Annotated in this window: 26 protein-coding genes, 1 tRNA gene and 3 pseudogenes; 15 read left to right on the plus strand and 15 right to left on the minus strand. The window is 65.4% G+C overall.

Annotated elements, in window-relative coordinates:
- Both ACRDTL_RS08055 and ACRDTL_RS08060 read left to right on the plus strand, forming a co-directional pair.
- Positions 1-438: hypothetical protein (locus ACRDTL_RS08055; RefSeq protein ID WP_431506184.1), on the plus strand; the 438-nt coding region annotated here is incomplete at its 5' end.
- Positions 435-1,256, plus strand: a complete 822-nt coding sequence (locus ACRDTL_RS08060) for an enoyl-CoA hydratase (RefSeq protein ID WP_431506185.1) — start codon at positions 435-437, stop codon at positions 1,254-1,256. The genes ACRDTL_RS08055 and ACRDTL_RS08060, both read left to right, overlap by 4 nt.
- Positions 1,257-1,313: 57 nt before the next feature.
- Here ACRDTL_RS08060 and ACRDTL_RS08065 read toward each other — a convergent pair whose 3' ends face one another.
- Positions 1,314-1,820 (minus strand): hypothetical protein, encoded by a 507-nt coding sequence (locus ACRDTL_RS08065; RefSeq protein WP_431506186.1) that lies wholly within the window; start codon positions 1,818-1,820, stop codon positions 1,314-1,316.
- A gap of 93 nt (positions 1,821-1,913) precedes the next feature.
- Between ACRDTL_RS08065 and ACRDTL_RS08070 the strand changes: the two genes are divergently transcribed.
- Complete coding sequence (locus ACRDTL_RS08070; RefSeq protein ID WP_431506187.1) at positions 1,914-2,198, plus strand: hypothetical protein; 285 nt, start codon at positions 1,914-1,916, stop codon at positions 2,196-2,198.
- Positions 2,199-2,216: 18 nt separating this feature from the next.
- Here the strand turns inward: ACRDTL_RS08070 and solA are convergent, their stop codons facing one another.
- The 3 genes from solA to ACRDTL_RS08085 all read right to left on the minus strand — a co-directional run bounded on the left by solA (position 2,217) and on the right by ACRDTL_RS08085 (position 4,504).
- Entirely contained in the window at positions 2,217-3,365 is a 1,149-nt protein-coding gene (solA, locus tag ACRDTL_RS08075) for an N-methyl-L-tryptophan oxidase (RefSeq protein WP_431506188.1), read from the minus strand.
- Between the two features lie 9 nt (positions 3,366-3,374).
- Positions 3,375-4,163 (minus strand): enoyl-CoA hydratase, encoded by a 789-nt coding sequence (locus ACRDTL_RS08080; RefSeq protein WP_431506189.1) that lies wholly within the window; start codon positions 4,161-4,163, stop codon positions 3,375-3,377.
- A 110-nt stretch (positions 4,164-4,273) separates the two neighbouring features.
- The gene (locus tag ACRDTL_RS08085; protein ID WP_431506190.1) at positions 4,274-4,504 is read right to left on the minus strand and encodes a hypothetical protein; all 231 of its coding nucleotides are present in this window, start codon (positions 4,502-4,504) and stop codon (positions 4,274-4,276) included.
- Positions 4,505-4,725: 221 nt separating this feature from the next.
- On the opposite strand from ACRDTL_RS08085, the gene ACRDTL_RS08090 reads away from it, so the two are divergent.
- Positions 4,726-5,208, plus strand: a complete 483-nt coding sequence (locus ACRDTL_RS08090; RefSeq protein WP_431506191.1) for a ricin-type beta-trefoil lectin domain protein — start codon at positions 4,726-4,728, stop codon at positions 5,206-5,208.
- A 23-nt stretch (positions 5,209-5,231) separates the two neighbouring features.
- On the opposite strand, the gene ACRDTL_RS08095 is transcribed toward ACRDTL_RS08090, so the two are convergent.
- Positions 5,232-5,855, minus strand: coding sequence for a TetR/AcrR family transcriptional regulator (locus ACRDTL_RS08095; protein WP_431506192.1), 624 nt, complete (start codon positions 5,853-5,855; stop codon positions 5,232-5,234).
- Positions 5,852-7,156 carry an aromatic ring-hydroxylating oxygenase subunit alpha gene (locus tag ACRDTL_RS08100; protein ID WP_431506193.1) on the minus strand — a complete coding sequence of 435 codons (1,305 nt, stop codon included), beginning with the start codon at positions 7,154-7,156 and terminating at the stop codon, positions 5,852-5,854. The genes ACRDTL_RS08095 and ACRDTL_RS08100 overlap by 4 nt, the downstream gene beginning before the upstream one ends.
- A gap of 95 nt (positions 7,157-7,251) precedes the next feature.
- Here ACRDTL_RS08100 and ACRDTL_RS08105 point away from each other — a divergent pair, with 95 nt between their 5' ends.
- From ACRDTL_RS08105 to ACRDTL_RS08115, 3 genes are read left to right on the plus strand one after another with little or no spacing between them, the layout of a single operon-like run.
- Positions 7,252-9,012, plus strand: a complete 1,761-nt coding sequence (locus ACRDTL_RS08105; RefSeq protein WP_431506194.1) for an N-acyl-D-amino-acid deacylase family protein — start codon at positions 7,252-7,254, stop codon at positions 9,010-9,012.
- A gap of 4 nt (positions 9,013-9,016) precedes the next feature.
- Entirely contained in the window at positions 9,017-9,439 is a 423-nt protein-coding gene (locus ACRDTL_RS08110) for a DUF4267 domain-containing protein (RefSeq protein WP_431506195.1), read from the plus strand.
- Positions 9,440-9,453: 14 nt separating this feature from the next.
- A complete protein-coding gene (locus ACRDTL_RS08115; protein ID WP_431506196.1) occupies positions 9,454-10,281 on the plus strand; it encodes an LLM class F420-dependent oxidoreductase in 828 nt (275 codons plus the stop codon).
- 7 nt (positions 10,282-10,288) lie between these two features.
- On the opposite strand, the gene ACRDTL_RS08120 is transcribed toward ACRDTL_RS08115, so the two are convergent.
- On the minus strand, positions 10,289-10,579 hold the full coding sequence (locus ACRDTL_RS08120; RefSeq protein WP_431506197.1) for a HigA family addiction module antitoxin: 291 nt from the start codon (positions 10,577-10,579) through the stop codon (positions 10,289-10,291).
- A gap of 9 nt (positions 10,580-10,588) precedes the next feature.
- Positions 10,589-10,693, minus strand: a pseudogene (locus ACRDTL_RS08125) (type II toxin-antitoxin system RelE/ParE family toxin); the annotation flags it as partial.
- Positions 10,694-10,778: 85 nt separating this feature from the next.
- Between ACRDTL_RS08125 and ACRDTL_RS08130 the strand changes: the two are divergent.
- Entirely contained in the window at positions 10,779-11,408 is a 630-nt protein-coding gene (locus tag ACRDTL_RS08130; protein WP_431506198.1) for a GNAT family N-acetyltransferase, read from the plus strand.
- On the opposite strand, the gene ACRDTL_RS08135 is transcribed toward ACRDTL_RS08130, so the two are convergent.
- From ACRDTL_RS08135 to crcB (ACRDTL_RS08145), 3 genes are read right to left on the minus strand one after another with little or no spacing between them, the layout of a single operon-like run.
- Positions 11,402-12,490, minus strand: a complete 1,089-nt coding sequence (locus tag ACRDTL_RS08135) for a DUF190 domain-containing protein (protein ID WP_431506233.1) — start codon at positions 12,488-12,490, stop codon at positions 11,402-11,404. The two genes, ACRDTL_RS08130 and ACRDTL_RS08135, sit on opposite strands and share 7 nt — an antisense overlap.
- A complete protein-coding gene (gene crcB, locus ACRDTL_RS08140; RefSeq protein WP_431506199.1) occupies positions 12,487-12,846 on the minus strand; it encodes a fluoride efflux transporter CrcB in 360 nt (119 codons plus the stop codon). The genes ACRDTL_RS08135 and crcB (ACRDTL_RS08140) overlap by 4 nt, the downstream gene beginning before the upstream one ends.
- Positions 12,846-13,241, minus strand: coding sequence for a fluoride efflux transporter CrcB (crcB, locus tag ACRDTL_RS08145; RefSeq protein WP_431506200.1), 396 nt, complete (start codon positions 13,239-13,241; stop codon positions 12,846-12,848). The genes crcB (ACRDTL_RS08140) and crcB (ACRDTL_RS08145) overlap by 1 nt, the downstream gene beginning before the upstream one ends.
- Positions 13,242-13,335: 94 nt before the next feature.
- On the opposite strand from crcB (ACRDTL_RS08145), the gene pgm reads away from it, so the two are divergent.
- The 7 genes and pseudogenes from pgm to ACRDTL_RS08180 all read left to right on the plus strand — a co-directional run bounded on the left by pgm (position 13,336) and on the right by ACRDTL_RS08180 (position 20,117).
- Positions 13,336-14,970 carry a phosphoglucomutase (alpha-D-glucose-1,6-bisphosphate-dependent) gene (gene pgm / locus ACRDTL_RS08150; RefSeq protein ID WP_431506201.1) on the plus strand — a complete coding sequence of 545 codons (1,635 nt, stop codon included), beginning with the start codon at positions 13,336-13,338 and terminating at the stop codon, positions 14,968-14,970.
- A complete protein-coding gene (locus ACRDTL_RS08155; RefSeq protein WP_431506202.1) occupies positions 14,967-16,220 on the plus strand; it encodes an MFS transporter in 1,254 nt (417 codons plus the stop codon). The genes pgm and ACRDTL_RS08155 overlap by 4 nt, the downstream gene beginning before the upstream one ends.
- Positions 16,221-16,252: 32 nt before the next feature.
- Positions 16,253-17,482, plus strand: coding sequence for an NAD(P)/FAD-dependent oxidoreductase (locus ACRDTL_RS08160; protein ID WP_431506203.1), 1,230 nt, complete (start codon positions 16,253-16,255; stop codon positions 17,480-17,482).
- Positions 17,483-17,567: 85 nt separating this feature from the next.
- Positions 17,568-17,643: transfer RNA gene (locus ACRDTL_RS08165), tRNA-Ala, on the plus strand.
- A gap of 266 nt (positions 17,644-17,909) precedes the next feature.
- A complete protein-coding gene (locus tag ACRDTL_RS08170; protein WP_431506204.1) occupies positions 17,910-19,172 on the plus strand; it encodes an ATP-binding protein in 1,263 nt (420 codons plus the stop codon).
- A gap of 190 nt (positions 19,173-19,362) precedes the next feature.
- Positions 19,363-19,608 (plus strand): annotated as a pseudogene (locus ACRDTL_RS08175) (recombinase family protein); the annotation flags it as partial.
- A gap of 200 nt (positions 19,609-19,808) precedes the next feature.
- A complete protein-coding gene (locus tag ACRDTL_RS08180; protein ID WP_431506205.1) occupies positions 19,809-20,117 on the plus strand; it encodes a hypothetical protein in 309 nt (102 codons plus the stop codon).
- A gap of 153 nt (positions 20,118-20,270) precedes the next feature.
- Here the strand turns inward: ACRDTL_RS08180 and brnA are convergent, their stop codons facing one another.
- The 4 genes and pseudogenes from brnA to ACRDTL_RS08200 all read right to left on the minus strand — a co-directional run bounded on the left by brnA (position 20,271) and on the right by ACRDTL_RS08200 (position 22,307).
- On the minus strand, positions 20,271-20,507 hold the full coding sequence (brnA, locus tag ACRDTL_RS08185) for a type II toxin-antitoxin system BrnA family antitoxin (protein WP_431506206.1): 237 nt from the start codon (positions 20,505-20,507) through the stop codon (positions 20,271-20,273).
- On the minus strand, positions 20,497-20,760 hold the full coding sequence (locus ACRDTL_RS08190) for a BrnT family toxin (protein ID WP_431506207.1): 264 nt from the start codon (positions 20,758-20,760) through the stop codon (positions 20,497-20,499). Before ACRDTL_RS08190 ends, brnA begins: the two co-directional genes overlap by 11 nt.
- Before the next feature lie 24 nt (positions 20,761-20,784).
- Positions 20,785-21,093, minus strand: a pseudogene (locus tag ACRDTL_RS08195) (hypothetical protein); the annotation flags it as partial.
- Between the two features lie 170 nt (positions 21,094-21,263).
- Complete coding sequence (locus tag ACRDTL_RS08200; RefSeq protein ID WP_431506208.1) at positions 21,264-22,307, minus strand: DMT family transporter; 1,044 nt, start codon at positions 22,305-22,307, stop codon at positions 21,264-21,266.
- Between the last annotated feature and the right edge of the window lie 490 nt (positions 22,308-22,797).

Raw genomic sequence — 22,797 nt, forward strand, 5'->3', positions numbered from 1 at the left:
GTGCGCGTGGTGTGGAAGGTCGACCTCGACGACATCGCCGGCACCCACTTGCACCCCAAGGACATCCCGGGGGCGATCGTGTCCCTCGACTGGGCGTCGCCGACCAACTCGTGGCGATGGGCGGGACCGGCATGGACCGCAACGGCGCCCGATCACCCGGCGGGCGGCATCGCCGGCATCACGGTCGAGGTGAAAGAACCGGCCGCGGCGGCCCAGCGGTGGGCCGGCGTTCTTGGTCTCGGCGCCGAGGTGGAGGGTGGACTCGCCGAGGTCCGGCTGGACCCGGCTGGCCAATCCTTGAGGTTCGTCCCGGCGGTCGACGGCCGGGCCGAAGGCATTACCGAAATCTGGTTGACACCCGGCTTGCCGGGCCTGCCGAACGGTGACGGGCCGGTCGCCGAGATCGGCGGAGTGCGATTCGTAGTGCGTGCGCCATGACGGCTCTCGACACCGGCACCGACGATCTGTTGGCCGGGGTGGACGACGGCGTAGCTGTGATCACCATGAATCGGCCGTCTAGGCGCAACGCCTTCTCGAACGACATGCTCCAGGCGTTGGGACGCGTCCTGGCCCAGGTCGAACTCAGCGATGAGGTTGGGTGCGTGGTGCTGACTGGAGCGGGCGACGCCTTCTCGGCCGGGGGCGACGTGAAGGCCATGGCCGACCGGGGATCTTCCGGCGCGCCGTCGGTACCGGTCGACGTGGCGATCCACCGGCAGCGGCTGAACCAGCAGGCGACCAGCGGGAAGCTGTGGCGGATGCCGAAACCTACGATCGCCCAGGTTCCCGGCCCGGCTGCCGGCGCCGGCCTGGCGCTCGCCTTGGCCTGCGATCTCAGGTACGCGGCCGAAACCGCCATCTTCACCACCGCCTTCGCCCGCGTTGCCTTCGCCGGCGACTACGGCGGAACCTGGTTTTTGACCAGACTGGTCGGCCCGGCGAAGGCCAAGGAGTTGTACTACTTCTCCGAGCGGCTCACGGCCGTTGAGGCCGAGAAGCTGGGTTTGGTCAACGCCGTCTTCCCGGCCGGTGAACTCGAGAAAGAGGTGATGGACCGGGCCCGGCGGTTGGCCGAGGGTCCGTCGATCGCCTACCGCTACATGAAAGAGAACCTCAACCGGGCGGTCCACGGCAACCTCGAGGAATGCATGGACCTCGAGGCCACACATCACATCCATACAGGCCTGACAGAAGATCACCGGGAAGCGGCGCAGGCGTTCGTGGAGAAGAGGGAGCTTCGGTTTCGCGGCCGCTGAGCCGCCGGATGCTGCCCCGGCTTCTCTCCGCCGCCGGCTCGCCGCGCTGGTGGACGCTCACCGGCGAGGCTCCGGCGCCATGGCCCGGGCGGCCCATCCGGCGGCAGCGGCGGAGAGGACGTGCCAGGCACCGTGGTACTGCCACAGGCTGTCGGGCCGGCACAGCGGCGACCCGGAGCGTCCTGCGACGTAGGCGGCCAATCCCAAAGCGAAGACGGCGGCCGGTGCCGCCCAGGCCGACCACCGCTGCCGGCACCCGCTCCGGGCCAGGCTGGCGGTGTACACCGCTCCCGCGGCGACGATGGGCCAGTCGTGGGCGAACGTCGCCCACGACGGCTGGGGCCCGTGGTAGGCGAAGCTACCGGCCCCGACCGCCACGAGCGCCACTCCGGCAGCCCCGGCCAGCGGCGCCCTAACCTGTACTGCCCACGCCAATACGGCCATGCCGGCGGCGACGTAGGCCAGGCTGGTGAGGGCCAGGACGGGTTGCGCCAGCGCGGCGCCAACGACGATGCGTTCGCAGTCCGAGTGACCGAAACTCGCGGGAGCGGTCAAGACCTGCATGGCGATCCACCGTAACGGGCCACCGACGAAAAACCGCCGAGGTGTATCCCGTATGTGACTTTCCCGCGACAGCGATGAAGGACGCTCGTCTTCATGACACCGCTTGTGGTGATCTCCGCCCTGGTGACAGCACTGTGCATTGGCTACTACTTTGGCCGGCGCGCCGGCTCGACGCCATCAACCTGGAAGAAGCGAACGACTCGGGTGGCGCTGGGGAGGCTCGCGATTAACCTGCTCGTGTTAATGACCGCACGCCGCATCCGGAAGAGCTTCCTGGCCCGGCGCGTGTTCCTCGACGCGGCAGGCATTTTGGGACCGAGGTTTATTGAGCCGCTTGAGCTTCTGCGTGTTAGCGCTGCGCGGTTGCGGTCCTATTGACGACCGCCCCGGTAGCGGTCATGCCGTCGGCAATCTCTGCGGGTCGAACAACGCGATGGGGTGGTCGGTGGCCCGATCGATGACCAGGTCGGCAAGGATTTCGCCGATCACCGGGACGAATTTGAAGCCGTGCCCGGAGAATCCACACGCCATAATGACGTCGGCGCACTGCGGGTGGCGCCCGATCACGAAGTGCCGGTCGGGTGTAGTGGAGTACATACAGGTCGCCGCGCGCAGGCATCTGCCCGCCAGCGCCGGTAACAACTCAACGATCCGCGCCCTGATCATGCTGATTTCCCGTTCGTGTACCACCCGGTCGATGGTGTCTGGCGTACAGGCGATCCCGTTGCGGGCGAAGGCAACTTTCACGCCGCCCCGCGGTCCGTCGATCGCTGGCAAGCCGTATGTGTATATGCCTGAGGCGCTCTCGTGGATGAAGACGGGGTGATCCTCGAAGCCCGAAGCACCGCCGATCGGATCCAGCCAGTACATCACCTGACGTTCCACCGTGATGGGAACACCCAACTGACCCAGCACCTGCGGGGTCCAGGCACCCGGGCAGAAGACCAACTGCCCAGCGCTGTAAGACCCACTGCCGGTATTGACGCGCACCCCATCCGTGGCCTGGCTCCAATCCAGCACGGTTTCGCCGAATCGCAATGTGGCCCCGGCTTTCTCGGCGAGTTGGAGATGTGCGCGCACGGTCAGCTCCGGACGCGCGAATCCGGCTTTGGGGTCGTAGATCGCGATGTCTTCGCGGTGGGGCGTGAAGTTCGGGAACCGGGCGGTGATCTCGGCGGCGTCGAGCACCTCGTGCGGTAGATCCCATTGGCGGCTGGCGTGCAGGCTACCGGACACGATCAGGCAGTCCGGTGCCCCGATGAAAAGCCCCCCGGTGAGCCGGTAGACGTCACATCGGGAGTCGGCGGCCAGCTTCTCCCAGAGTTCGTAGGCGCGCAGCAATAGCGGAACATAACCGGGGCCCTCGAAATACGCCTGGCGGATGATCCGAGACCCGCCGTGGCTGGATCCCTTATCGTGGGCGGGCTCATGTCGCTCCAAGCCGAGCACCCGGCGTCCCCGGGCGGCCAGATGATAGGCGGCGGCGCTTCCCATACCGCCCAATCCCACCACGATGGCGTCGTAACCCGTTGTTGTACTGACCATTTCGAGTTATCAGCGCCGACGCCACGTCGCGGGGCGCTTCTCAAGGAACGCACACATGCCCTCTTGGGCATCGTCGGCGTGGGCGTTCATCGTCATGACGGCCTTGGTGAGGTCGTAGGCCCGGTGTTCGTCGAGCTCGATCTGCGCGTAGAACGCTTCCTTGCCAAGCCCTACGGTCAGCGGGCTCGAAGCCACGATGGCGTCGGCGATGGCGCCGACCTCGTCTTCGAGCGCGTCCGCCGGGACAACGCGGTTCACCAGGCCCCAATCCAGTGCGGTCTCAGCGGCGATCGGCTGGCCGGTGAGCAACATCTCCAATGCGCGCTTCCTGCCGATTGCACGCGACAACGGCACCATCGGAGTCGAACAGAAGAGTCCGATCTTGACTCCCGGGGTGGCGAAACGGGCGCCTTGAGCTGCCACGGCGAGGTCGCAGGCGGCTACCAGCTGACAGCCCGCCGCTGTGGCCATTCCCTCGACCTTTGCGATCACCGGTTGGGGGAGGCGGTGGATAGTCTCCATGAGCTCGGTGCAAACGTCGAACAGCCGCTGGTAGAAGACGACGTCGCGGCCGATCATCTCGCTCAGGTCATGACCCCCGCAAAACGCCGGGCCGGCCGCATCGAGGACGATCACCCGCACGTCGGGATCCGCACCAAGCCGCTGCAGCCCGGCAATCAGCTCCGCCATGAGCTCGAGGCTGAGGGCGTTGCGTTTCTCCGGCCGGTTGAGGGTGAGGCGAGCCACCGGCCCGTCCGCGCGTACCAGAATGGGCGCGTCCGCTGCGAGCCTGCTCATGCAGGCGAGCATACGTTGTTGCCTGAAATCGTCGTCGCTTAGAGGCTATTCACCTACGCAATGCGAATCAACGAACGCGAGGGATGGCCGGCGGTCAGTACACCTAACGCTCAGGAAGCGTCCCGCGCGCGGGCCTGCACATCCTGGATTCCCCGGCGCAGGTGTTCGGCCAGGCACCATTCCTCACCGCTGTGGGCATCGTGCAGGGCCTTGTCGACTGCCACTTTGGCCTCCGAGAGGTGTCCTCGGCATTCGTCCCCACCGCTGGCCATGGCGTGCAGGACCGCCCTCATGGCGTCCTGACAGGCCGTGGCGAAACCGGCGAGATTTGTGACGGTCACCCTGGCCCCTTCTTAGTGAATTTACGGCTGTTCAGGCAATGTAATGCCCGAAGCGACGGTGTTGTAAACACATCTACTGCCGAACCCTTAGTTCTGCTGCTCGATCGTGGGGGTCAGAATCTTGGTATCTGCGACAAACCATCCGTGACAGTGGTGTTCTTGGTGTAGTTGGCGCCGCTTGTGGGCGCGTGACGTGAACCAGGACGGGAGGATGGAGCAAAATGCATGAATCACAGTTGATGGGTGGTGTGCGCCGAGCCGTTGTCGTAGCGGGCGCAGTGTTCGGTGTGGCTTTGCTCAGCGCTGGTTTGGCGAGTGCCGCCGACCCGGTTCAGTTGAAGAGCCGGATGGGCAATTGGTGTTTCGACGGCCCGAATGGGAACAACACTGCGACGATGATCAACCCGTGCGACGGGTCGAAGTCTCAGCTCTGGTCTTTCAACTCCACCGGTCAGATCGAGAGCGTGGCCTTCCCCGGACAGTGTGTGAGCATCAGCAGCGCCGCGGATAACACCCCGGTGACCTTGTCGTCGTGTCAGACCAATTCGACCAACCAGCAGTGGAATTCCCAGGCTAACGGCCAGGTCACCAGCCCCCTCGGACCCTGTCTCAACATCAACGGCGGCGTGCCCAACCCCGGGACTGCGGTGATCGCCTACCACTGCATCCCCGATGTAACCGACGAACAGTGGGATAACGTCTAGGGACTTTGCCTACCGGCAAGGCATTAGCGGCTGTGTCGCAACGGCGCCAGCAGCGCATTGAGCCCGTATTCGAAAACGGCGTCATAGTCGGTGGGGGACCGGAGCGCCTCGACGAGCGCCCGGTCGGGCCAGTCGTCGGCCCACAGCGACGGGTCCTCCTCCTCGTGCTTGGCGCCACGAACCGCCGAGAACTGCATCACCGCAGACGAGATGACGTGAACTTGCACCGCGCGCAAGACGAGTGCGGCATCGGTTCCGGTCACGCCCAGTTCAGCCAGCAGCGCCACCAACCTCTGCTGAATCGGCAAGAACAACATCGGCGTCCGGTCGCGTTCATGCGCGATGCGCAGCAGGTGCTGTCGCTCGATGAGCGCACTGCGCTGCGAGCGCGCAAGTGACGCAATACGTTCCACGGCAGTGTCACCCTCGATGGGCAAATTGGCCATCTGGCCGATCAATCGGTCGACCACGCTGTCAAAGAGTTTGTCTTTGCCCCCGACATGCCAGTAGATCGAGGTGACGGCTACCCCGAGTTGTTCGGCGAGGCCGCGCATCGTGAATGCCTCCACCCCGTGAAGTTCGATCAGGCGGGCCGCGGTGTCGAGGATCAGCTCGGCGCTGACGGCTTGTTCGCCTTTGGATGTCACGTCGTTTCACCTAGCTGCAGGTAACGTTCGAGGTTGCGGTGCATGTTGATCACGCGCCGTTCCTCGTTGGACAACACCAAGTGCGTGAACCCGGGCTGGTGCAGACCGCGCTGTACTCCGGGCAACACCGTGATGTCCTGGGTCAGCACCAAGCCGGGTTGGGCATCGTCCGCCTTCATCCGAACGTCGGCGGGCTTACTGCGTGGCGCACCCGGCGGCATGCGTGTCCACAACATCATCACCAGTTCGCCGTGATCGGGGTCGGGCCCCGGATGTGCGGTCATGACCGTCAGGTGATCGGCGTTGGTCAGCAGCGTCATGTTCGGGAAGACGTTGTACTGGTGCAGCCGCATCAGCTGGTCGGTGCTGGCCCAGTCCAGGTCGACACCGCGCTCGGCAGCGAAAGATCTTGTGCGCTCCGCGATCACGTCTGCAACCGACTGGCCGGGCCGGCGTTGGTCGCGCGGAAACGGGGTGCCCTCGGCAACGCCCATCAACGCTCCCTGGGTGCAGACATACGCATCCCACACCTCTTCGTCGGTGGGTATTTGTTTGAGCTGCGGGCTCGGCACACCGTAGAGCTGCTCGGACTTACCCGTGTGTCCCCAGATCACCTGTGGCGCAAAGACATCGTCCACGCACCGATGCAGCTCGGAATGCAGCGTCTGCACGTGATAGGTCTCGCTGTAGCCGTCGGCGATCGTCTTCCAGTTCGCTTCGACCTCGACGGTCATGGTCGCGTAGCACCGAAACTCGCCGAGTTTGCACCACGCAATGTCGTGCGGCACCACCTCCAAGAAGTCGGGCAAGGGCATCGCGTCGGCGTCGAGATTGACGAAGACCAGTCGCTCCCAAGTGTCGACGCGGACTGCGAGCAGTGGAAGCTCGGACATCCGTATCGCCCCGAATCCCTTGCGGTTAGGGATTCGCTTGAGAGCGCCGCAAAGGTCCCACGTCCAGCCGTGATAACCGCACCGCAGTTCGTGTAAGTCCGAACCGGAACCGGTGCACAGCGAGTTGCCCCGGTGGCGGCATACGTTCTGGAAAGCGCGCAGCGCGCCGTCGTCGCCGCGGACGATCAGCACCGAATAGGGGCCGCAACGGTATTCGAAGTAGTCACCGGGTTCGGCGACATGGTCGACGGTGCAGGCGACCTGCCAGACTTTCGGCCACATCCGCTGCACCTCGAGCTGTGCGAAGGTCGGGGAGTAGTAGCGCTCCGCCGGCACCAGGGTGGGCCGTTTCGGCGGCGTGCCGATCGCATCCTCCCGCCGGGCACGAGGCGTTGCCTGGGTCGTCATCGAGCTCCCGCCTTTCCCGAACTGCCTGTGCTCTTCTCTGTAACGGTGTTACATTGCCACGGTAGCGGCTGGCGGGGGCAGGCAAGGGAGTAATCGTGTTCGATCTCAAGATCACCGGCGGCACCGTGGTGGACGGAACGGGTGCGGACCGCTTCGACGCCGATGTCGCCGTCAAGGACGGCAAAATCGCCGAGATTCGTCGCCGCGGTCCTGATAGCCCGCCGCTGGCAGGCGAGGCCGCTGAGACGATCGACGCAACCGGAAAGATTGTCGCGCCGGGGTTCGTGGACATCCACACCCACTACGACGGACAGGTCAGCTGGGATGACCTGCTCGAACCGTCCAGCACCCACGGCGTGACCACGGTCGTTGCCGGCAACTGCGGCGTCGGTTTCGCGCCGGTGCAGCCCGGGCGTGAGCAATGGCTCATCGAACTGATGGAGGGTGTGGAAGACATTCCGGGAACCGCGCTGACAGAAGGCATTACCTGGGGCTGGAAGAGCTACGCGGAGTACCTCGACGTGATCGGCAAACGCGAACTCGCGGTCGACATGGGAAGCCAGATCGCGCACGGACCCATTCGCGCGTACGCAATGGGAGAGCGTGGCGCCCGCAACGAGCCCGCGACCCCGGACGACATCGCGGTGATGAGCCGGCTGGTGCGCGAGGCAGTCGAGGCCGGTGCGCTGGGATTTTCGTCGTCACGCACGCTCGCGCACCGCGCGATGGACGGCGAACCCGTCCCGGGAACGTTTGCGGCCGAAGACGAACTCTTCGCGCTGGGCCATGCGATGGCGGCCGGTGGCGGGGCGGTCTTCGAGCTCGCGCCGCAAGGTGCTGCCGGCGAAGACATCGTGGCGCCGAAGAAGGAAATCGACTGGATGCGGCGGCTGGGCGCCGAGATCGACGTCGCCCTGAGCTTCGCGCTGATCCAGGTCGACGCCGACCCGAACCTCTGGCGCGAGCAGCTCGACATCTCGGCGGCGGCCCACGAGGAAGGCAGCCGGCTGCATCCGCAGGTCGCGGCGCGCCCGTTCGGAATGCTGCTCGGGTTCCCCGGACACCACGCCTTCACCCACCGCCCGACCTATCGGCGGCTGAAAGCCGAGTGCAGCCGCGATGAACTCGCCGCCCGGCTGGCCGACCCCGCGGTACGAGCGGCCATCTTGTCCGAGGACGACCTGCCTCCTGACCCGAATGTGTTGTTCGACGCCATGTTCGCGTTCGCGCAGCACTCCACGGACCGGCTCTACGCCCTCGGCGAGCCACCCGACTACGAACCCACCCCCGACCGCACCGTGGCCGCGATCGCCCGCGAACGCGGCGAGGATCCGCTGGCGACGATGTATGACCTGATGCTGGAAGCCGATGCCGGCGCGATGCTGCTGATGCCCATGTACAACTACGCGGAGGGCAACCACGACGCGATCCGCGAGATGCTGACCCACCCCGCCGGTGTCCTCGGGTTGTCCGACGGCGGCGCCCACTGCAGCATGATCTGTGACGCGTCATATCCCACCTTCCTGCTGACCCACTGGGCGCGCGATCGTCATCGAGGCGAGAAGCTGCCGCTGGAGTACGTCATCCGCAAGCAGTCTCACGACACCGCGCAGCTCTTCGGGCTTTCGGATCGCGGCGTCATCGAGGTCGGAAAGAAGGCCGATGTCAACGTGATCGACATGGATGCGCTCACCCTGCATGCTCCCCGGATGGCCTACGACCTGCCGGCCGGCGGTCATCGACTCATGCAGGGGGCCTGCGGCTACAGCGCCACGATCGTCAACGGAGTCGTGACGCGCCGCGACGGCGTCGACACCGGCGCACGCCCCGGTCGGTTGATACGTGGAGCGCGCTGAGCGCATGTCGATCGACCGCACCGCGCTGGTCGCGGGAAGCATCCGATTCGCCTCGGGCATCTCGTTTCTCGTCGACCCCGTCCGTGCGAACCGACTCTGGGGCGCAGATGCGGAGGAGTCGTCACCGACGGCGCGACTGCTGTTACGGTCGATGGGCTACCGCGACGCATTGATCGGTGGGCTGCTCGCGGCCGCGGCGCTGCGCGGCAAGAACACCCGCGGCTGGTTCCTTGCCTCCGGCGGGGCGGACGCGGCTGACCTTCTCGGCGGGATGAGCGTTCATCACGAGATGAAACGCTCACAACAGATCGTCGGTCTTGGCGGCGCGATCATCGGCATTGGAGTTGGGCTGTGGGGCGCGGCCCGCCGCCCGGCGGCGCCAGACGCGCCGGCCACCGGTCGGATGCCATCGCAGCAGTCGCAGTGATGATGGGAGCAAGCATGCGTTTCGGTGTCTTGACTTTTGTTACCGACGAAGGCATTAGCCCGGTGGAACTGGGCGCCGGACTCGAACAGCGCGGGTTTTCGTCGCTGTTCCTCGCCGAGCACACCCACATCCCGGTCGATGCCAAGACCCCGTATCCAGGCGGGGGCCCTATTCCACCGAAGTACTATCGCACGCTGGATCCGTTCGTGGCGTTGACGGCAGCGGCGGTAGGCACCCAGACGCTGGTATTGGGGACCGGCATCGCGTTGCTCCCGCAGCGTGATCCGATCCTGACGGCCAAAGAGGTCGCATCCCTGGACCTGGTCTCGGAGGGGCGATTTCGCTTCGGCGTGGGTGTGGGCTGGTTGCGCGAAGAAATCGCTAACCATGGTGTTGATCCCGCGGTGCGCGGACACGTGGTTGAAGAACGGCTGCGCGCGATGATCGAGATCTGGACACACGAGAAGGCCGAATTCCACGGGGAATTCGTAGACTTCGACCCAGTCTACAGTTGGCCAAAGCCGGTGACGCGGCCGTACCCGCCGCTATTCCTGGGTGGGGGGCCAGCGAGCTTTCGGCGCATCGCCCGGCTCAATGCCGGCTGGATTTCGATGAGCCCATCGGCCAACGCTCTGTCGGGTCGGCTTGAGGAACTGCGCGCTATCGCCGGCCGCGACGTGCCGGTGATCAACATCCACGGGGGGAAACACACAGCGAAAGATATTGAGGGCTACCTTCACCTCGGGGTGGAAGAAGTTTTGGTGGAACTGCCGACCGAGCCTCGCGACCAGACGCTTCGACGTCTGGATGAGCTGCATACCGAATTCGCGCGACTGGCATAGAGCTCGCCTATACGACGTTCTTCCAAACCTGCACTCGGCTCAAGTCGGAAGTCTCGCGGGCGATCTCAATCTCGTAATGCTTCTGCAAGTTCAGCCAGAACGTGTCGGATTGGCAGAACAGCTTCCCGAGACGCAGCGATGTGTCGGGGGTGATGGCGCGCTCACCCTTGATGATTTGGTTGATTCGACGCGGCGGCACGTCGATGAGCTTAGCCAACTTCCGTTGTGAGAGACCGAGTTCGGTGAGGTACTGGTCGGCGAGTATGCGGCCAGGGTGGATGGGTGGGATGTCCCTCAAGTTGTTCTCCTAGTGGTAGTCGGTGATCTCCACCTGTTCCGGTCCAGTCGGCGTCCAGACGAAGCAGATGCGGTATTGGCCGTTGATTCGGATGCTGTGCTGACCTCGGCGATCAAGTGTAACGCGTAACGTTACGCAGCGCACCTTACCAATCACGGTGGTGACTGGTATCGGGCGAACTTGGGTACCCTCGCGATTGATGACCGAGACCGAACCGATCCTGCATCGGGAGCTGACCGAACTCTCCGATGAGGTCCGCAGCATTCCGCCGCCCCCCTCGGTCGCCGAGGTGCCCGAACCGTACGCCTTCCGCCTCGCCGATCCCGCCGCGGACGCGGAGATGATCGCCGAGTGGATGAACCGGCCGGTCCTGGCCGAATCGTGGGAACAGGCCTGGCCGCCGTCGCGCTGGCGTCGTTACCTACGCGCTCAGCTTGACGGCAGCTATTCCCGACCGTTTTTTGCCAGCCAGGACGGGCAAGACCACGCCTATATCGAGTTATACCGGGCTGCAAAGGATTCCATCGCCACGAAATATAAAGCCGACCCCTACGACCTTGGTATACATGCCGCCATCGCCGACGACGAGTTCGCGAACCAAGGAATCGCCCAGTACGTACTGCCCTACTTCGTGGCCAGCGTGCTCGGCCAGGATCCGCACTGTCGTCGGATCATGTTCGATCCCGATCACCGCAACAAAACGGCGCGGAAGTTTTGCGAGCGGGCCGGCTGCGTCTTTCTCGGCGAACACGACATGGCGAATCGGCGGATGGCGCTGTATGCACTGGTGCGTTCGCCTGAGGACGTGCCGAGGCTGCGCGGTCAGTAGTCGAGCCGCGCGAGCTGGGTACCACCGTGGTGCTCTGGCCCCTCCAGCGACACCGCTGCCGGCACCATCTCACTGGTGACCGTGCCGTGCTCGGCGGTCAGCTCGTCGACGATGTCGAAACTGCGGACAATCCATTCCGGCCGGTCGATGATGATCGTGACCACCGGCACCCGTCGCACCAACTGAAAGAGTTTGTCCCCGTGCGGCTCATGATCGCCCTGGAATCCCCAGATACCGCGCAGCACAGTCGCGCCGCGGGCCATGCCCGACTCCAGCAATTGGTGTACGAGCGCGCGGTGGATCGGCAGACCGCCGTGCCCGGTGGCTTCGCTGGTGTGCACCATCAGCTTCTGCCAGAGTCCCCGCCCGTGCTCATCGGCTGTCGGCAGCCGATGCGGTCGCGCCAACAACTGCCCGTCGCGTTTGCACAATCGCACCCGTTCGACGGTCAGCAACGGATGGGGGACGACTGCGCCGAGTTCGGCGATGGCCGCCGATACCTGTGTCGCCGTCCCGATGGCGATGATCATCAACGGCACGTTGACATTGCGGCCGAAAAACCGGGCACGGTAGCGCTGGCCATGCGCGGTACCGTCGACGCCGAGAAAGACCGCGGCACCGGCGAATCCGTGTCGATAGAGCAGATCGCACACCGCGCGGTAGGCCGGTAGCCCCGCGACGCGTTCCTGGCGGCCGACGTAGACGGTGAGCTTGCTGGCGTCGCGGTCGTCGGCGTCGAGAACCGGGTCGGTACCGGCCAGCCGTGCACGCTCCAGCGTCACCAGACCACGGTCGGTCATTGCCACCACATCATCGACCAGTCCGCGGATCTTGGCCGCGACATCGACCGCGGCGACCGTCACCGGCGGGTCCTCGGACAGGCTCAGCGATTCGTCGGTGCGCAGCACCTGTCGCGGCCCGAAGCTGGCGATGCCGCGCAGCATCACGCTGGTCGCGACTTCGTGGCTGCCGAACAGACTCAGCAATGCATCGGCCAAAAATCCTTGCCGCACAGCCGTATCGGAAGCTACCCGCTGACGTTCGCTGAAGTAGGTGGTTAGTTTCAGGCACTCGGGGTTCATGTTCGACCCGCGATCCACTGGCCGAGCAGCGTCGCGGCCATGCCCAGCACCAGGCTCACGACGATATTGGCCACGGCATAGGCAACCTGGCGTTCTTCGCTGAGCCGCTGGGTTTCCAGCATCCAGGTGGAAAACGTCGTATAGGAGCCGACGAACGCGGTGTCGGCGAGCAACGCGGCCTGCCGACTCAATACCAGGCCGCTGATCACCCCGAGCAACGCGGCGCCGCTGATATTGACCGCCAACGTCCCGACCGGAAACGAGCGCGCCACCCGGCGGGCCACCGCGCCGTCGACCAGAAACCGCAGCACCGAGCCCAGACCGCCGGCCACCAGCACGCCGATCCACACGATCATCAGCGGACCCGGACCCGGCGGACCAGTGCGGTGGCCAGATACACCGCGAGCAGCCCCAGCGTGATGCTGGTGGCGAGGTAGCCGACGGCCAGGCCGTACCGCTGGTGGTCGAGCATGTTCAACGTCTCGACCTGCATGGTGGAAAACGTGGTCAGCCCGCCGCACAGCCCGGTGCCCAGCAGCGGACGACGATAGGCCGACAACGGCAGCCGCTCCAGCAGCCGGGTGGTGAAGTAACCCACCAGGAAGGCGCCGACGATGTTGGCGGTGAACGTCGGCCACGGCCAGCGCGTCGGGTCTGCGACCGCGAGCGTGGTCAGGCCCGCACGGGCTGCAGCGCCCAGCCCGCCGCCGGCGAAGACGGCGGCCAATTCGCGGTAGTCGCGGCCCGCCACTCAAGCAGGGTAGCGGCGAGCGCCAGCGCGGCGTAGCCGGGCGCAGCGGGTCACCGCAAGACAGGCCTGGCGGGACATCGGCACAATTGGTGCCATGGTGGCCCACCCGCGTGCCGGACAGCCGGCCCAACCCGAGGACCTGGTCGATCTGCCGCGCCTGATAACCGCGTACTACACAACCGAACCCGACCCCGACGACGTCGCTCAGCAGGTGGCGTTCGGCACGTCCGGCCACCGCGGCTCGTCGCTCGACGGGGCGTTCAACGAAGCCCACATCCTGGCCATCACCCAGGCCATCGTGGAGTACCGCGCCGGCGCCGACACCACCGGGCCGCTGTTCCTCGGCCGCGACACCCACGGCCTTTCCGAGCCGGCGTGGACCTCGGCGCTGGAAGTCCTGGCCGCCAACGGCGTGACCGCCATGATCGACGCGGCCGACCGTTTTACCCCGACCCCCGCGATCAGCCACGCCATCCTCAACTACAACCGCGGGCGCGCCGACGGTCTGGCCGACGGGATCGTGGTGACACCGTCGCACAACCCGCCGCGAGACGGCGGCTTCAAATACAACCCGCCGCACGGCGGCCCGGCCGACAGCGATGTCACCGCCGCGATTGCACACCGCGCCAACGAGATTCTGCGCGAGGGATGCTCCGCAGTGAAGCGAGTGCCGCTGGCCCGGGCGCTGCGAACCGCATGGCATCACGACTACCTCGACGCCTATGTCGACGACCTGCGCAATGTGGTCGATATCGGTGCGATCCGCGACGCCGGGGTACTGATCGGCGCCGACCCGTTGGGCGGGGCCAGTGTGGATTACTGGGGAGTCATCGCAGAGCGGCACGCGCTTGACCTGACGGTCGTCAATCCGCTGGTCGACGCGACCTGGCGGTTCATGACGCTGGACACGGACGGCAAGATCCGGATGGATTGCAGCTCGCCGGACGCGATGGCCTCACTGATCGCCCATCGGGACCACTATCAGATCGCCACCGGCAACGACGCCGACGCGGACCGGCACGGCATCGTGACGCCCGACGAGGGCCTGCTGAACCCCAACCACTACCTGGCGGTGGCGATCGACTACCTCTACACCCATCGACCGGACTGGCCGGCCGACATCGCGGTCGGCAAGACCGCGGTCAGTTCGTCAATCATCGACCGGGTGGTTGCCGGCATCGGCCGTCGGCTCGTCGAGGTGCCGGTCGGGTTCAAATGGTTCGTCGAGGGCCTGAGCGGCGGCACGATCGGTTTCGGCGGCGAAGAGTCCGCGGGGGCGTCGTTTTTGCGGCGCGACGGCTCGGTGTGGACGACCGATAAGGACGGCATCACCTGCGCGTTGCTGGCCGCGGAGATCCAGGCCGTCACCGGGTCAAGCCCGTCGGAGCGCTACCGGGAGCTGGCCGGCAAATACGGGGCGCCGAGCTATGCCCGGATCGACGCGCCCGCCGACCGCGAACAGAAAGCCCGGTTGGCCAAGTTGTCGGCGGAACAGGTGAGCGCCACCGAACTGGCTGGCGAGCCAATCACAGCAAAGTTGACAGCCGCTCCCGGCAACGGTGCGCCGCTGGGTGGCCTGAAAGTGACGACGGAGAATGCCTGGTTTGCTGCGCGACCGTCGGGCACCGAGGACGTCTACAAGATCTACGCCGAGTCATTTCGTGGTCCGCGACACTTGGCCGAGGTTCAGCGGGCAGCCCGGGAGGTTGTGGGTAAAGTCGTCGGGTGATCCTCGCCGCTCGACGCGCTCGTTTCGGGGGTTGCGGTCAGAATCCGGCGCGGCTGCCGCGCGAAGCGTGGGTGCTGAGTGCGGCGAATGCTATGACCGCGCTCGGCTACGGTGTGGTGTCGCCGGTGTTGCCGGCCTACGCCCGCACATTCGGGGTCAGCATCGGCGCAGCGATGTTCGTCATCACGTCGTTTTCGGTGATGCGGCTGTGCTTTGCACCGGCGTGCGGGCTGTTGGTGCAGCGACTGGGGGAGCGACGGGTCTACCTGGCCGGCCTGCTGATCGTGTCGGTGTCCACCGGCGCGTGTGCGTTCGTCCAGACCTACTGGCAGCTGCTGTTGTTTCGCGCGATCGGCGGCATCGGGTCGACGATGTTCTTCATTTGTGCGCTGGGGCTGATGATCCGGATCAGCCCCGCCGAGGCGCGCGGGCGGATCGCCGGGCTGTTCGCCACCGGGTTCTTGGTTGGCGCGGTCGCCGGACCGGTGGTGGGCAGTCTCACCGCGAGCCTGGGGCTGAGCGCGCCGTTTCTCGTCTACGGTCTGGCGCTGCTGATCGCTGCGACGGTGGTGTTCTACGCCTTGCGGCGGTCGACGCTGGCCGCACCCGCGGAGCAGACCCGTCCGGCGGTGACGGTGCGCGCCGCGCTTCGGCACCGCGCGTATCGCTCGGCGCTGGTGTCGAACTTCGCGACGGGCTGGTCGGTGTTCGGGCTGCGGATCGCGCTGGTACCGCTGTTCGTCTCCGACGTGTTGGGCCGCGGGCCGCGGATGACGGGCCTGGTGCTGGCGACCTTCGCGGTCGGCACCCTGGCCGCGGTGCTGCCCAGCGGCTATCTGTCGGACCGGATCGGCCGGCGCACCCTCTTGATCGCCGGGCTCTCGTTCTGTGGTGTGGCAACCGTATGGGTGGGCGCGTCGTCGTCGGTGCCGCTGTTTCTGGGCGCGGCCTACCTGGCGGGTGCGGCCTCGGGCATGTTCAGTTCACCGCAGCAGGCGGCGATCGCCGACATCCTGGGCAGCACGACACGCACTGGCACCGCGGTGGCGACGTATCAGATGATGGCCGATTTGGGGGTCATCGTGGGCTCGGTGGCGGTCGGTGAGATCGCCGAGCATTTCAGCTTCGGATGGGGCTTTGCGGTCAGTGGGATCATCCTGCTGGCCGCCGCGGTGAGCTGGATGTTTGCCCCGGAAACCCGGGTAGCGGTCCAACCGGAGTTGTCCGGTGCTGCTCCGGAGGTGGCCTGAGCGGGGACGGCTCTTGGTTACGGTGAGAAGTGATGGTTGACAGCGTGATCGTGGTGGGCGCCGGCGTCGTGGGATTGTCGACGGCCTGGTTTCTGCAAGAGCGCGGCGTCGACGTCTCGGTGGTCGACCGTGTCGGCGTGGCCGCGGGTGCCTCGTGGGGTAATGCCGGGTATATCGCTCCGGCGCTGACGATTCCGCTCAATGAACCCCGCATCCTGCGCTATGGTCTGCGGTCGCTGCTGAAACCGACTCCGGCCGTGCGCATTCCACTGAGCACCGACCCGGCGCTGTGGCGTTTTTTGATGCGGTTCGCGGCGAACTGCCGCAGCGCATCATGGACCCGAGCGGTGCGGGCCAACCTGGCGTTGAGCAGCGAGTGCATCCAGGCCTACGACACGTTGGTGTCTAGTGGTGTCGACGCAACGATCAGCGAGGCGCCGGTCACCGCGCTGTTCCGGAGTTCTGGTGAAGCTGGGCGCCACCTGGAGGAGCTACGGCATTTCGCCGATGCAGGTCAGCCGGTGTCCACTACCGAGCTGACCGGTGCGGCATTGCGCGAACAGGTGCCGCTGGCCTCCGACGCGGCCGTCGTCGGTGTGCGAGTCAACGGGCAGCGCTTCGTCAATCCGGGCCGTTTCGTGCAGGCGCTGGGCCGTTCCGTCGTCGAACGGGGCGCGGTGCTGCACACCTACGAGGTCGCCGATGTGGGCCGCTCGGCAGGTGGCGTCACCGTGCACACCCGCGGTGGTCCCGCGCTGAGCGCCGACGCGGCGGTGATCGCGACCGGCGCCTGGCTGTCGCGGCTGGTGGCCCGCTGGGTTCGCGTCCCGGTGCAGGCCGGGCGCGGCTACTCGTTCACGGTGCCAGTGGACCGGCCGGTTCCCTGCCCGGTCCACCTGCCGGAGGCCCGGGTGGCCTGCACGCCGTTGAACGGACAGCTGCGCGTCACCGGCACGATGGAACTGCGCGATCCGGACGAGCCAGCTTCGGCGGCACGAGCCGACGCCATTGCCGACTCGGCGCGCCCATTCTTGGACGGTGTCCGCTGGGCGGAGCGCAGTGAGGCGTGGGTTGGCCCGCGCCCGTTGAGCCCCGACGGTCGCCCGCTGGTAGGGCAGGTGTCCGAGCACGGGATCTACGTCGCAGGTGGGCACGGCATGTGGGGGATGACGCACGGTCCGGTGACCGGCCGACTGCTGGCCGAACAAATCACCACCGGCACGCAGCCGGCGGCGCTGCATGACTTCGACCCCACTCGCTAGTGCAGGGGCTCCCCGCGTTGACCGTTGTGACCTGCGGCTTTGAAGGCGAGTTGACGGTGGTGTAGCTTCGATGGGCACAACTCGCGGGGCTATGGCGCAGCTGGTAGCGCACCACACTGGCAGTGTGGGGGTCAGGGGTTCGAGTCCCCTTAGCTCCACCATTAGAAAACCAACCTCTACCTGCATAACCGTAGGTTTTTTGCATTAGCTGTTTTGTTCGCGGGGTCGATTTTTGACGACAACCGGCGATCCGGGTGTCCTCACATTCGGGTATGGGAACATGGTCCGGCTCACTGCCGGGAATGCTTGCCGGGTATCGAGGGATCGCCTGTGGTTGCCGGAACGGGCGAATCCGGCGTGTCGAAAACGACGAGTCGTGGCTGTCGAAAACGGCGAGTTCAGAATGTCGGAAACGTAGACTGGTGCAATGTTCGACTATCGTGCACGCATCGCCGACGCCGAGCTGTCCGAGCGATTGACCTCGATCGGTGCGGTCCTTATCGATGGGCCGAAGGGCTGCGGGAAGACGGAAACCGCCCTCCAGCAGGCAAAGAGTTCGGTTCGTTTTGACACTGACCCGAACGCGCGGGCGCTTCTGGGACTCAACCCGCACGAGTTGTTCGATCAAGAGACGCCGATCCTTTTCGATGAGTGGCAGCGCGCACCTGAGATCTGGGATCAAGTGCGACGGCAGGTCGATGATCTGCGCCGTCGTGGTCTCTACATTCTTACCGGTTCGGCGACTCCGAGATATGAGCGCGAGTTGCACTCCGGCGCTGGTCGGATCGGCACGCTCAGGATGCGGCCGATGAGCCTCTTTGAGTCCGGCCATTCGACGGGTGAGGCATCCCTGGCAGCTTTGTTACGGGGCGAGGACCAGAAGGCCAAGCGGACCGCGATGACGGTACCCGGCCTGATGGAACGGATAGTCATCGGCGGGTGGCCGGCGTTGCTCGACCAATCGGAGCGAACCGCCCGGCGCTGGCTTGGCGACTACCTCACGCAGATCGTCGACATCGACATTCCGGACCTCGGCACCGGCAAGCGCACACCGGACCGACTGCGCCGTGCACTCGCATCGCTCGGGCGATCCGTCGGGACGGCGATCAAGGTCACCGCACTCGCTGCTGACATCGCAGGTGACGATCATCGGGCTCCGGCGAAGGAGACGGTGAACTCCTACCTCGACGCGCTCGATCGGCTCAAGCTGACCGAGAATTCGCCGGCGTTGAAGCCGCATATGCGCTCTCGCACCGAACTGCGCGAAGCGCCGGTCCGTTACTTTGTGGATCCGTCGCTGGGCACTGCCGCGCTGAAGGTCGGATCAAAGGACCTGCTCGCCGACCTCGAGGCCGCCGGATTCCACTTCGAGGCGATGGCAATCCGCGACCTTCGCATCTATGCCCAACCGCTCGCCGGCGCGATGTACTCCTGGCGCGAGTCTCATGGTCGCAAGGAGGTTGATGCGATCATCGAGACACCGGACGGCTGGGCCGCATTCGAGGTGAAGTTGACCGGCGATCAAGACATCATCGACAGGGCGGCCAAGGGTCTCCTCGATTTTGCCGCCAATGTGGACACTTCCAGGCATGGCAGTCCGTCGGCTCTCGTCGTCGTGACTGCAACCGGCGGTGGCGGCAAACGAACCGACGGGGTTCATGTCGTGCCGATCTCAGCACTCGGGCCTTAGCCGTCCACACGTTGCCCATCGCAGCGGCACCCGGACGGCTCCACCGGGTGACGACAATTTTGACGACAACCGTGACGACAATTGGCCACCCAACTACGTCGCCTACACCGCAAAACGCCAGCTGAACGGCCTGATCACAGCTCTCGCTCGCTCCTGGCAGTGTGGGGGTCACGGGTTCGAGTCCCGTTAGCTCCACCAGGCCGGAGTCGGCGTCGCCGACACCGACCGAGTATTCACAGACAACTCTCCGGCTCGAGCAAAACCGAACACCCCGGCTTGGCGGCGATGCTCGACTACGCTCGCGAGGCGACACGGTGGTCGTCACCGCGATCGATCGGCTCGGCCGCTCGGTCGCCGAAGTCACCCGAACCATCGCCGACCTCGGTGAGCGGCGAATCGTGTTGCGCGCCTTACGGAAGGAATCGACACCGCCACGCGACCGCAATAAGTGAAGGCGTGCCGATCCGGACACGGGTCGGCAAATAGAGGGTGACGGCGTGCGGACGGATGGTCCTCTCCGCCGCACGCTCGCACCGCTCACCGCTGTCCCGAGTCACGCAAACCTTCGTTACCGGCAACCCCGCTTACCGCTGAAGATTCAGTGGGAGGAAACGCTGACTGGGTATGTTCCCGCTTGTGGGAACGAAGGCGGAACGCCGGGCTGCGAGGAAGGCCGTGGCCGACTATCACGAAGCACAGCTGGGTGAGCTCATCGAAAACATCGCGGTCGCGGTCGACCGCTACCGCGCCGGCGAGATCGACGCCTACACCGTCGACGAGACGATTCACCACTATCACCGGGCCGTGCGTGAACTGTGGAAATTCTGCTGGTCCGGTGGCGTGGGGACACACATCGAGATGATCGCTGGCATCCTCGACCGGATGGCAACCGACAATGAAACGATCAACTGGTGGGAACGGGCCGCACCGCGGCAGCGGAGCTGATTTCCGGGACATTGTGCTCAACGCGGCAGGTGCCGTAGGAGTTGTCGTGATGGACGAACTGCTGGTCGCGGTCAATCCCGACCCGGCCGTTAGCGATCATTACCGAGACGATCGATTCGTCAGATGGCGTGGCCCTGCACCGTTGGGGTTCGGTCAGGCCGCGGTGTGGTCGCCGTGGTCGAGTTTTTCCGCGATCCAGACCTTGATGAGTGACTGGCGTGTGACGCCGAGCCGGGTGGCTTCGCGGTCGAGTTCGGCGATCATCCAGGCCGGGAAGTCGACGTTCACGCGGCGGTGTTCCTCACCGGGCCGCCGCGCCCGCGCTGTATCTAGAGCGGCAGCCATGTCCTCGCCGGCATCGAACCGCTTGTCGAACTCATTAGCCTTCATAGATCGTCACCTCTTTTTCTCGTGAGCGCCGTACCGGGATGATGCGGACGTGTTCGTCTCGGTAGGTCACCACTGCCGACCAGCACCGGCCGCTAATCTGACCGATCACCATCCACCTCGGCTCGTCCGTCGTGCGCGCCGGTACCTCGATGCGGTGGGTATCCCGCCAAATGGACTGCGCCTCGGTGAAGTCGATCCCATGCTTGGCCAGGTTCGCCGCGCTCTTGGCGGGATCAAACTCAAAGTCAAGCATGTATAGAAATCATATAGTAATTACTCATTTTTGGGTCACTATACAAGCAAATACAACGCTATAGATTTCGCGTTCCCAGTGGCGGGCCGCCGTGAGCACCTGAGGCCCAACGGTCTCCAGATCACCCTCGCGTAACAGGCGCGCCGGGGCGCGGTCACCAAGCAGCGGGTTGAGGCCGTGAAACCAGGCCTGGGCGACCTGCTTGCCATCACGGTGGGTGATCATGCTGGCGGCGCGGTAGGCAACCCGGAGCCGATCCACGTCGGCCGGATTGGCGACCTCCCGTGTGCCGTCTGCCCATTGCCGGACGGCGCGGGTTTCCTTGACCTTGCCCCAAGCTGGCCAGCCCTAGACCGGCCGTCATTACGAGTGTTGATGCGGCGATACGCGCGACATTTTTCATGTGTGCCTTGCTGCCAGAGGATCCGGGTGGAAACCAGAGATGTCCCCGGCGTTTCCTGCCGGAGGAAAACTTCCTGTCATCCGGCCCGTCAGTTGCAACGTCACCCGACCGATCCATGGACCGGTTGTCGGTCTGGAGTGAGGCGCTGGGCGTCGCCGCGGGCCACAGGCTGCGGAGGTGCTCCAAGCCGATCGCAGCGGCGCCCGATACGCCACCAAACTAGCGTCCCGATGAAGTCGATGAAGTCCCGGGCTGCCCGGCGGTTTCCACGTCCGCGCCGGTGTGCGTCCATCGTGGCCGCCTCGCCGCGGGCCAGGGCCACGGTCGCCATAACCACCACCCCGGCCGCCGCCAGCAGCACAAACATCTCTGGCCCAGCGGCGTTCAAAGTCTCGCCGAGCACGATGACGCCCAGCACCGACGCCACCGCGGGTTTCACCACAGTCATCGTCGGCATCGAGGCGGTCAGCGCACCGGCGCGAAACGACGACTGCTGAAAAATCATCCCGGCCAGCGCCGCCGGTATCCAGGCATAGAACTCCGGCGCCTGTAGCAGCGCCCCGAAGCCACCTCCTACTACCTCGACGACGCCCTTGGTCAGCACCGCGAACAGCGCCAACGATGAACCCGCCACGATCGCCAGCAGCACCGTTGCGGCCGGACGGCCCGCCCACACCCTCGCGCCCAACACACACAACACCAACAGCGGGCCCATCACCACAGCCACCACGATCCAGGTTGCCAGCGAGCCCCGTGAGTAGCCGGCCGTCGGGTCGCCGACCGTGACGACCATCGCCAACGCGACCGCCAGCAGCACGGCCCACATCCATTCCCAGTGGGTCACCCGGTGATGAGTCAAGCGCGCGTAAATCGGCAGGGCGAACAGCAGCGCCGTCACTTGCAACGCCGTCACCAACATCACCGACCCGACCGCCAGGGCCACGGCCTGCAAGGCGTAATTAGCGATGGCCGCCACGCCGCCCAACCACCATCGGGTATCGCGCAACGACATGCAGAACAGCTCGAAGTGGCCGACCTGTCTGTCGGTGATCTCCTGCGCGGACCGCTGACGAATGACACCGCCGATCGCCGATGCCAGCGCAGCGCACACCGCGAGCAACGCAGCGATCTCCACCTTCGGCATGGCTGACCCCTGCTCAATCACTGGAAAACTTCCCGGTGCGGTAGCGCACCGGGAGGCGACGTTGCCACACGATTCCGCAATGGAGCGAGACGCGAGACCGGTTTTTTGCGAAACCTTGCCGAACCCGTAACTATTCAGAGGGGCGAATCAGCTCGACCGTAAACTCGGGCGCATCGCGTCGCTCAGCGGCGCCCAACTCGACGGCGCATCGGGATGTTCGGTGATGACCTGCGCACCCCGATCGGCGAGCCCAGTCACCTAAAACCGCTCAGTGCCAACGACTCTCGAATGCACTGCGTGGGTGCTGACCTGGCTGCTGATCGGCGCGGTTTACCTCTTACAAGTTGAAATCGACACCGTGGCAACTGAACTGCCAGATGTGTCAAGCCAAGGTCAGCGACGGATCCACATTCTAGTTCAGGCCGAGGTGCTCAAACCCTGTCTGCGATTTCAGTTCGATAACACAATCGTATGGAGTCGATACCGGTCT

Origin of the sequence: Mycobacterium sp., assembly GCF_050700595.1 — a bacterium.
Taxonomy (GTDB): Bacteria; Actinomycetota; Actinomycetes; order Mycobacteriales; family Mycobacteriaceae; genus Mycobacterium.

Coding starts and splice junctions, on each gene's coding strand:
- brnA (WP_431506206.1), bottom strand. CDS start 20,507: ATGAAGGCTAATGAGTTCGACAAGCGGTTCGATGCCGGCGAGGACATG.
- solA (WP_431506188.1), bottom strand. CDS start 3,365: ATGGTCAGTACAACAACGGGTTACGACGCCATCGTGGTGGGATTGGGC.
- ACRDTL_RS08110 (WP_431506195.1), top strand. CDS start 9,017: ATGTCGATCGACCGCACCGCGCTGGTCGCGGGAAGCATCCGATTCGCC.
- pgm (WP_431506201.1), top strand. CDS start 13,336: ATGGTGGCCCACCCGCGTGCCGGACAGCCGGCCCAACCCGAGGACCTG.
- ACRDTL_RS08060 (WP_431506185.1), top strand. CDS start 435: ATGACGGCTCTCGACACCGGCACCGACGATCTGTTGGCCGGGGTGGAC.
- crcB (WP_431506199.1), bottom strand. CDS start 12,846: ATGATCGTGTGGATCGGCGTGCTGGTGGCCGGCGGTCTGGGCTCGGTG.
- ACRDTL_RS08190 (WP_431506207.1), bottom strand. CDS start 20,760: ATGCTTGACTTTGAGTTTGATCCCGCCAAGAGCGCGGCGAACCTGGCC.
- ACRDTL_RS08070 (WP_431506187.1), top strand. CDS start 1,914: ATGACACCGCTTGTGGTGATCTCCGCCCTGGTGACAGCACTGTGCATT.
- ACRDTL_RS08080 (WP_431506189.1), bottom strand. CDS start 4,163: ATGAGCAGGCTCGCAGCGGACGCGCCCATTCTGGTACGCGCGGACGGG.
- ACRDTL_RS08200 (WP_431506208.1), bottom strand. CDS start 22,307: ATGCCGAAGGTGGAGATCGCTGCGTTGCTCGCGGTGTGCGCTGCGCTG.
- ACRDTL_RS08065 (WP_431506186.1), bottom strand. CDS start 1,820: ATGCAGGTCTTGACCGCTCCCGCGAGTTTCGGTCACTCGGACTGCGAA.
- ACRDTL_RS08170 (WP_431506204.1), top strand. CDS start 17,910: ATGTTCGACTATCGTGCACGCATCGCCGACGCCGAGCTGTCCGAGCGA.
- ACRDTL_RS08090 (WP_431506191.1), top strand. CDS start 4,726: ATGCATGAATCACAGTTGATGGGTGGTGTGCGCCGAGCCGTTGTCGTA.
- ACRDTL_RS08100 (WP_431506193.1), bottom strand. CDS start 7,156: ATGACGACCCAGGCAACGCCTCGTGCCCGGCGGGAGGATGCGATCGGC.
- ACRDTL_RS08115 (WP_431506196.1), top strand. CDS start 9,454: ATGCGTTTCGGTGTCTTGACTTTTGTTACCGACGAAGGCATTAGCCCG.
- ACRDTL_RS08135 (WP_431506233.1), bottom strand. CDS start 12,490: ATGAACCCCGAGTGCCTGAAACTAACCACCTACTTCAGCGAACGTCAG.
- ACRDTL_RS08130 (WP_431506198.1), top strand. CDS start 10,779: ATGACCGAGACCGAACCGATCCTGCATCGGGAGCTGACCGAACTCTCC.
- ACRDTL_RS08160 (WP_431506203.1), top strand. CDS start 16,253: ATGGTTGACAGCGTGATCGTGGTGGGCGCCGGCGTCGTGGGATTGTCG.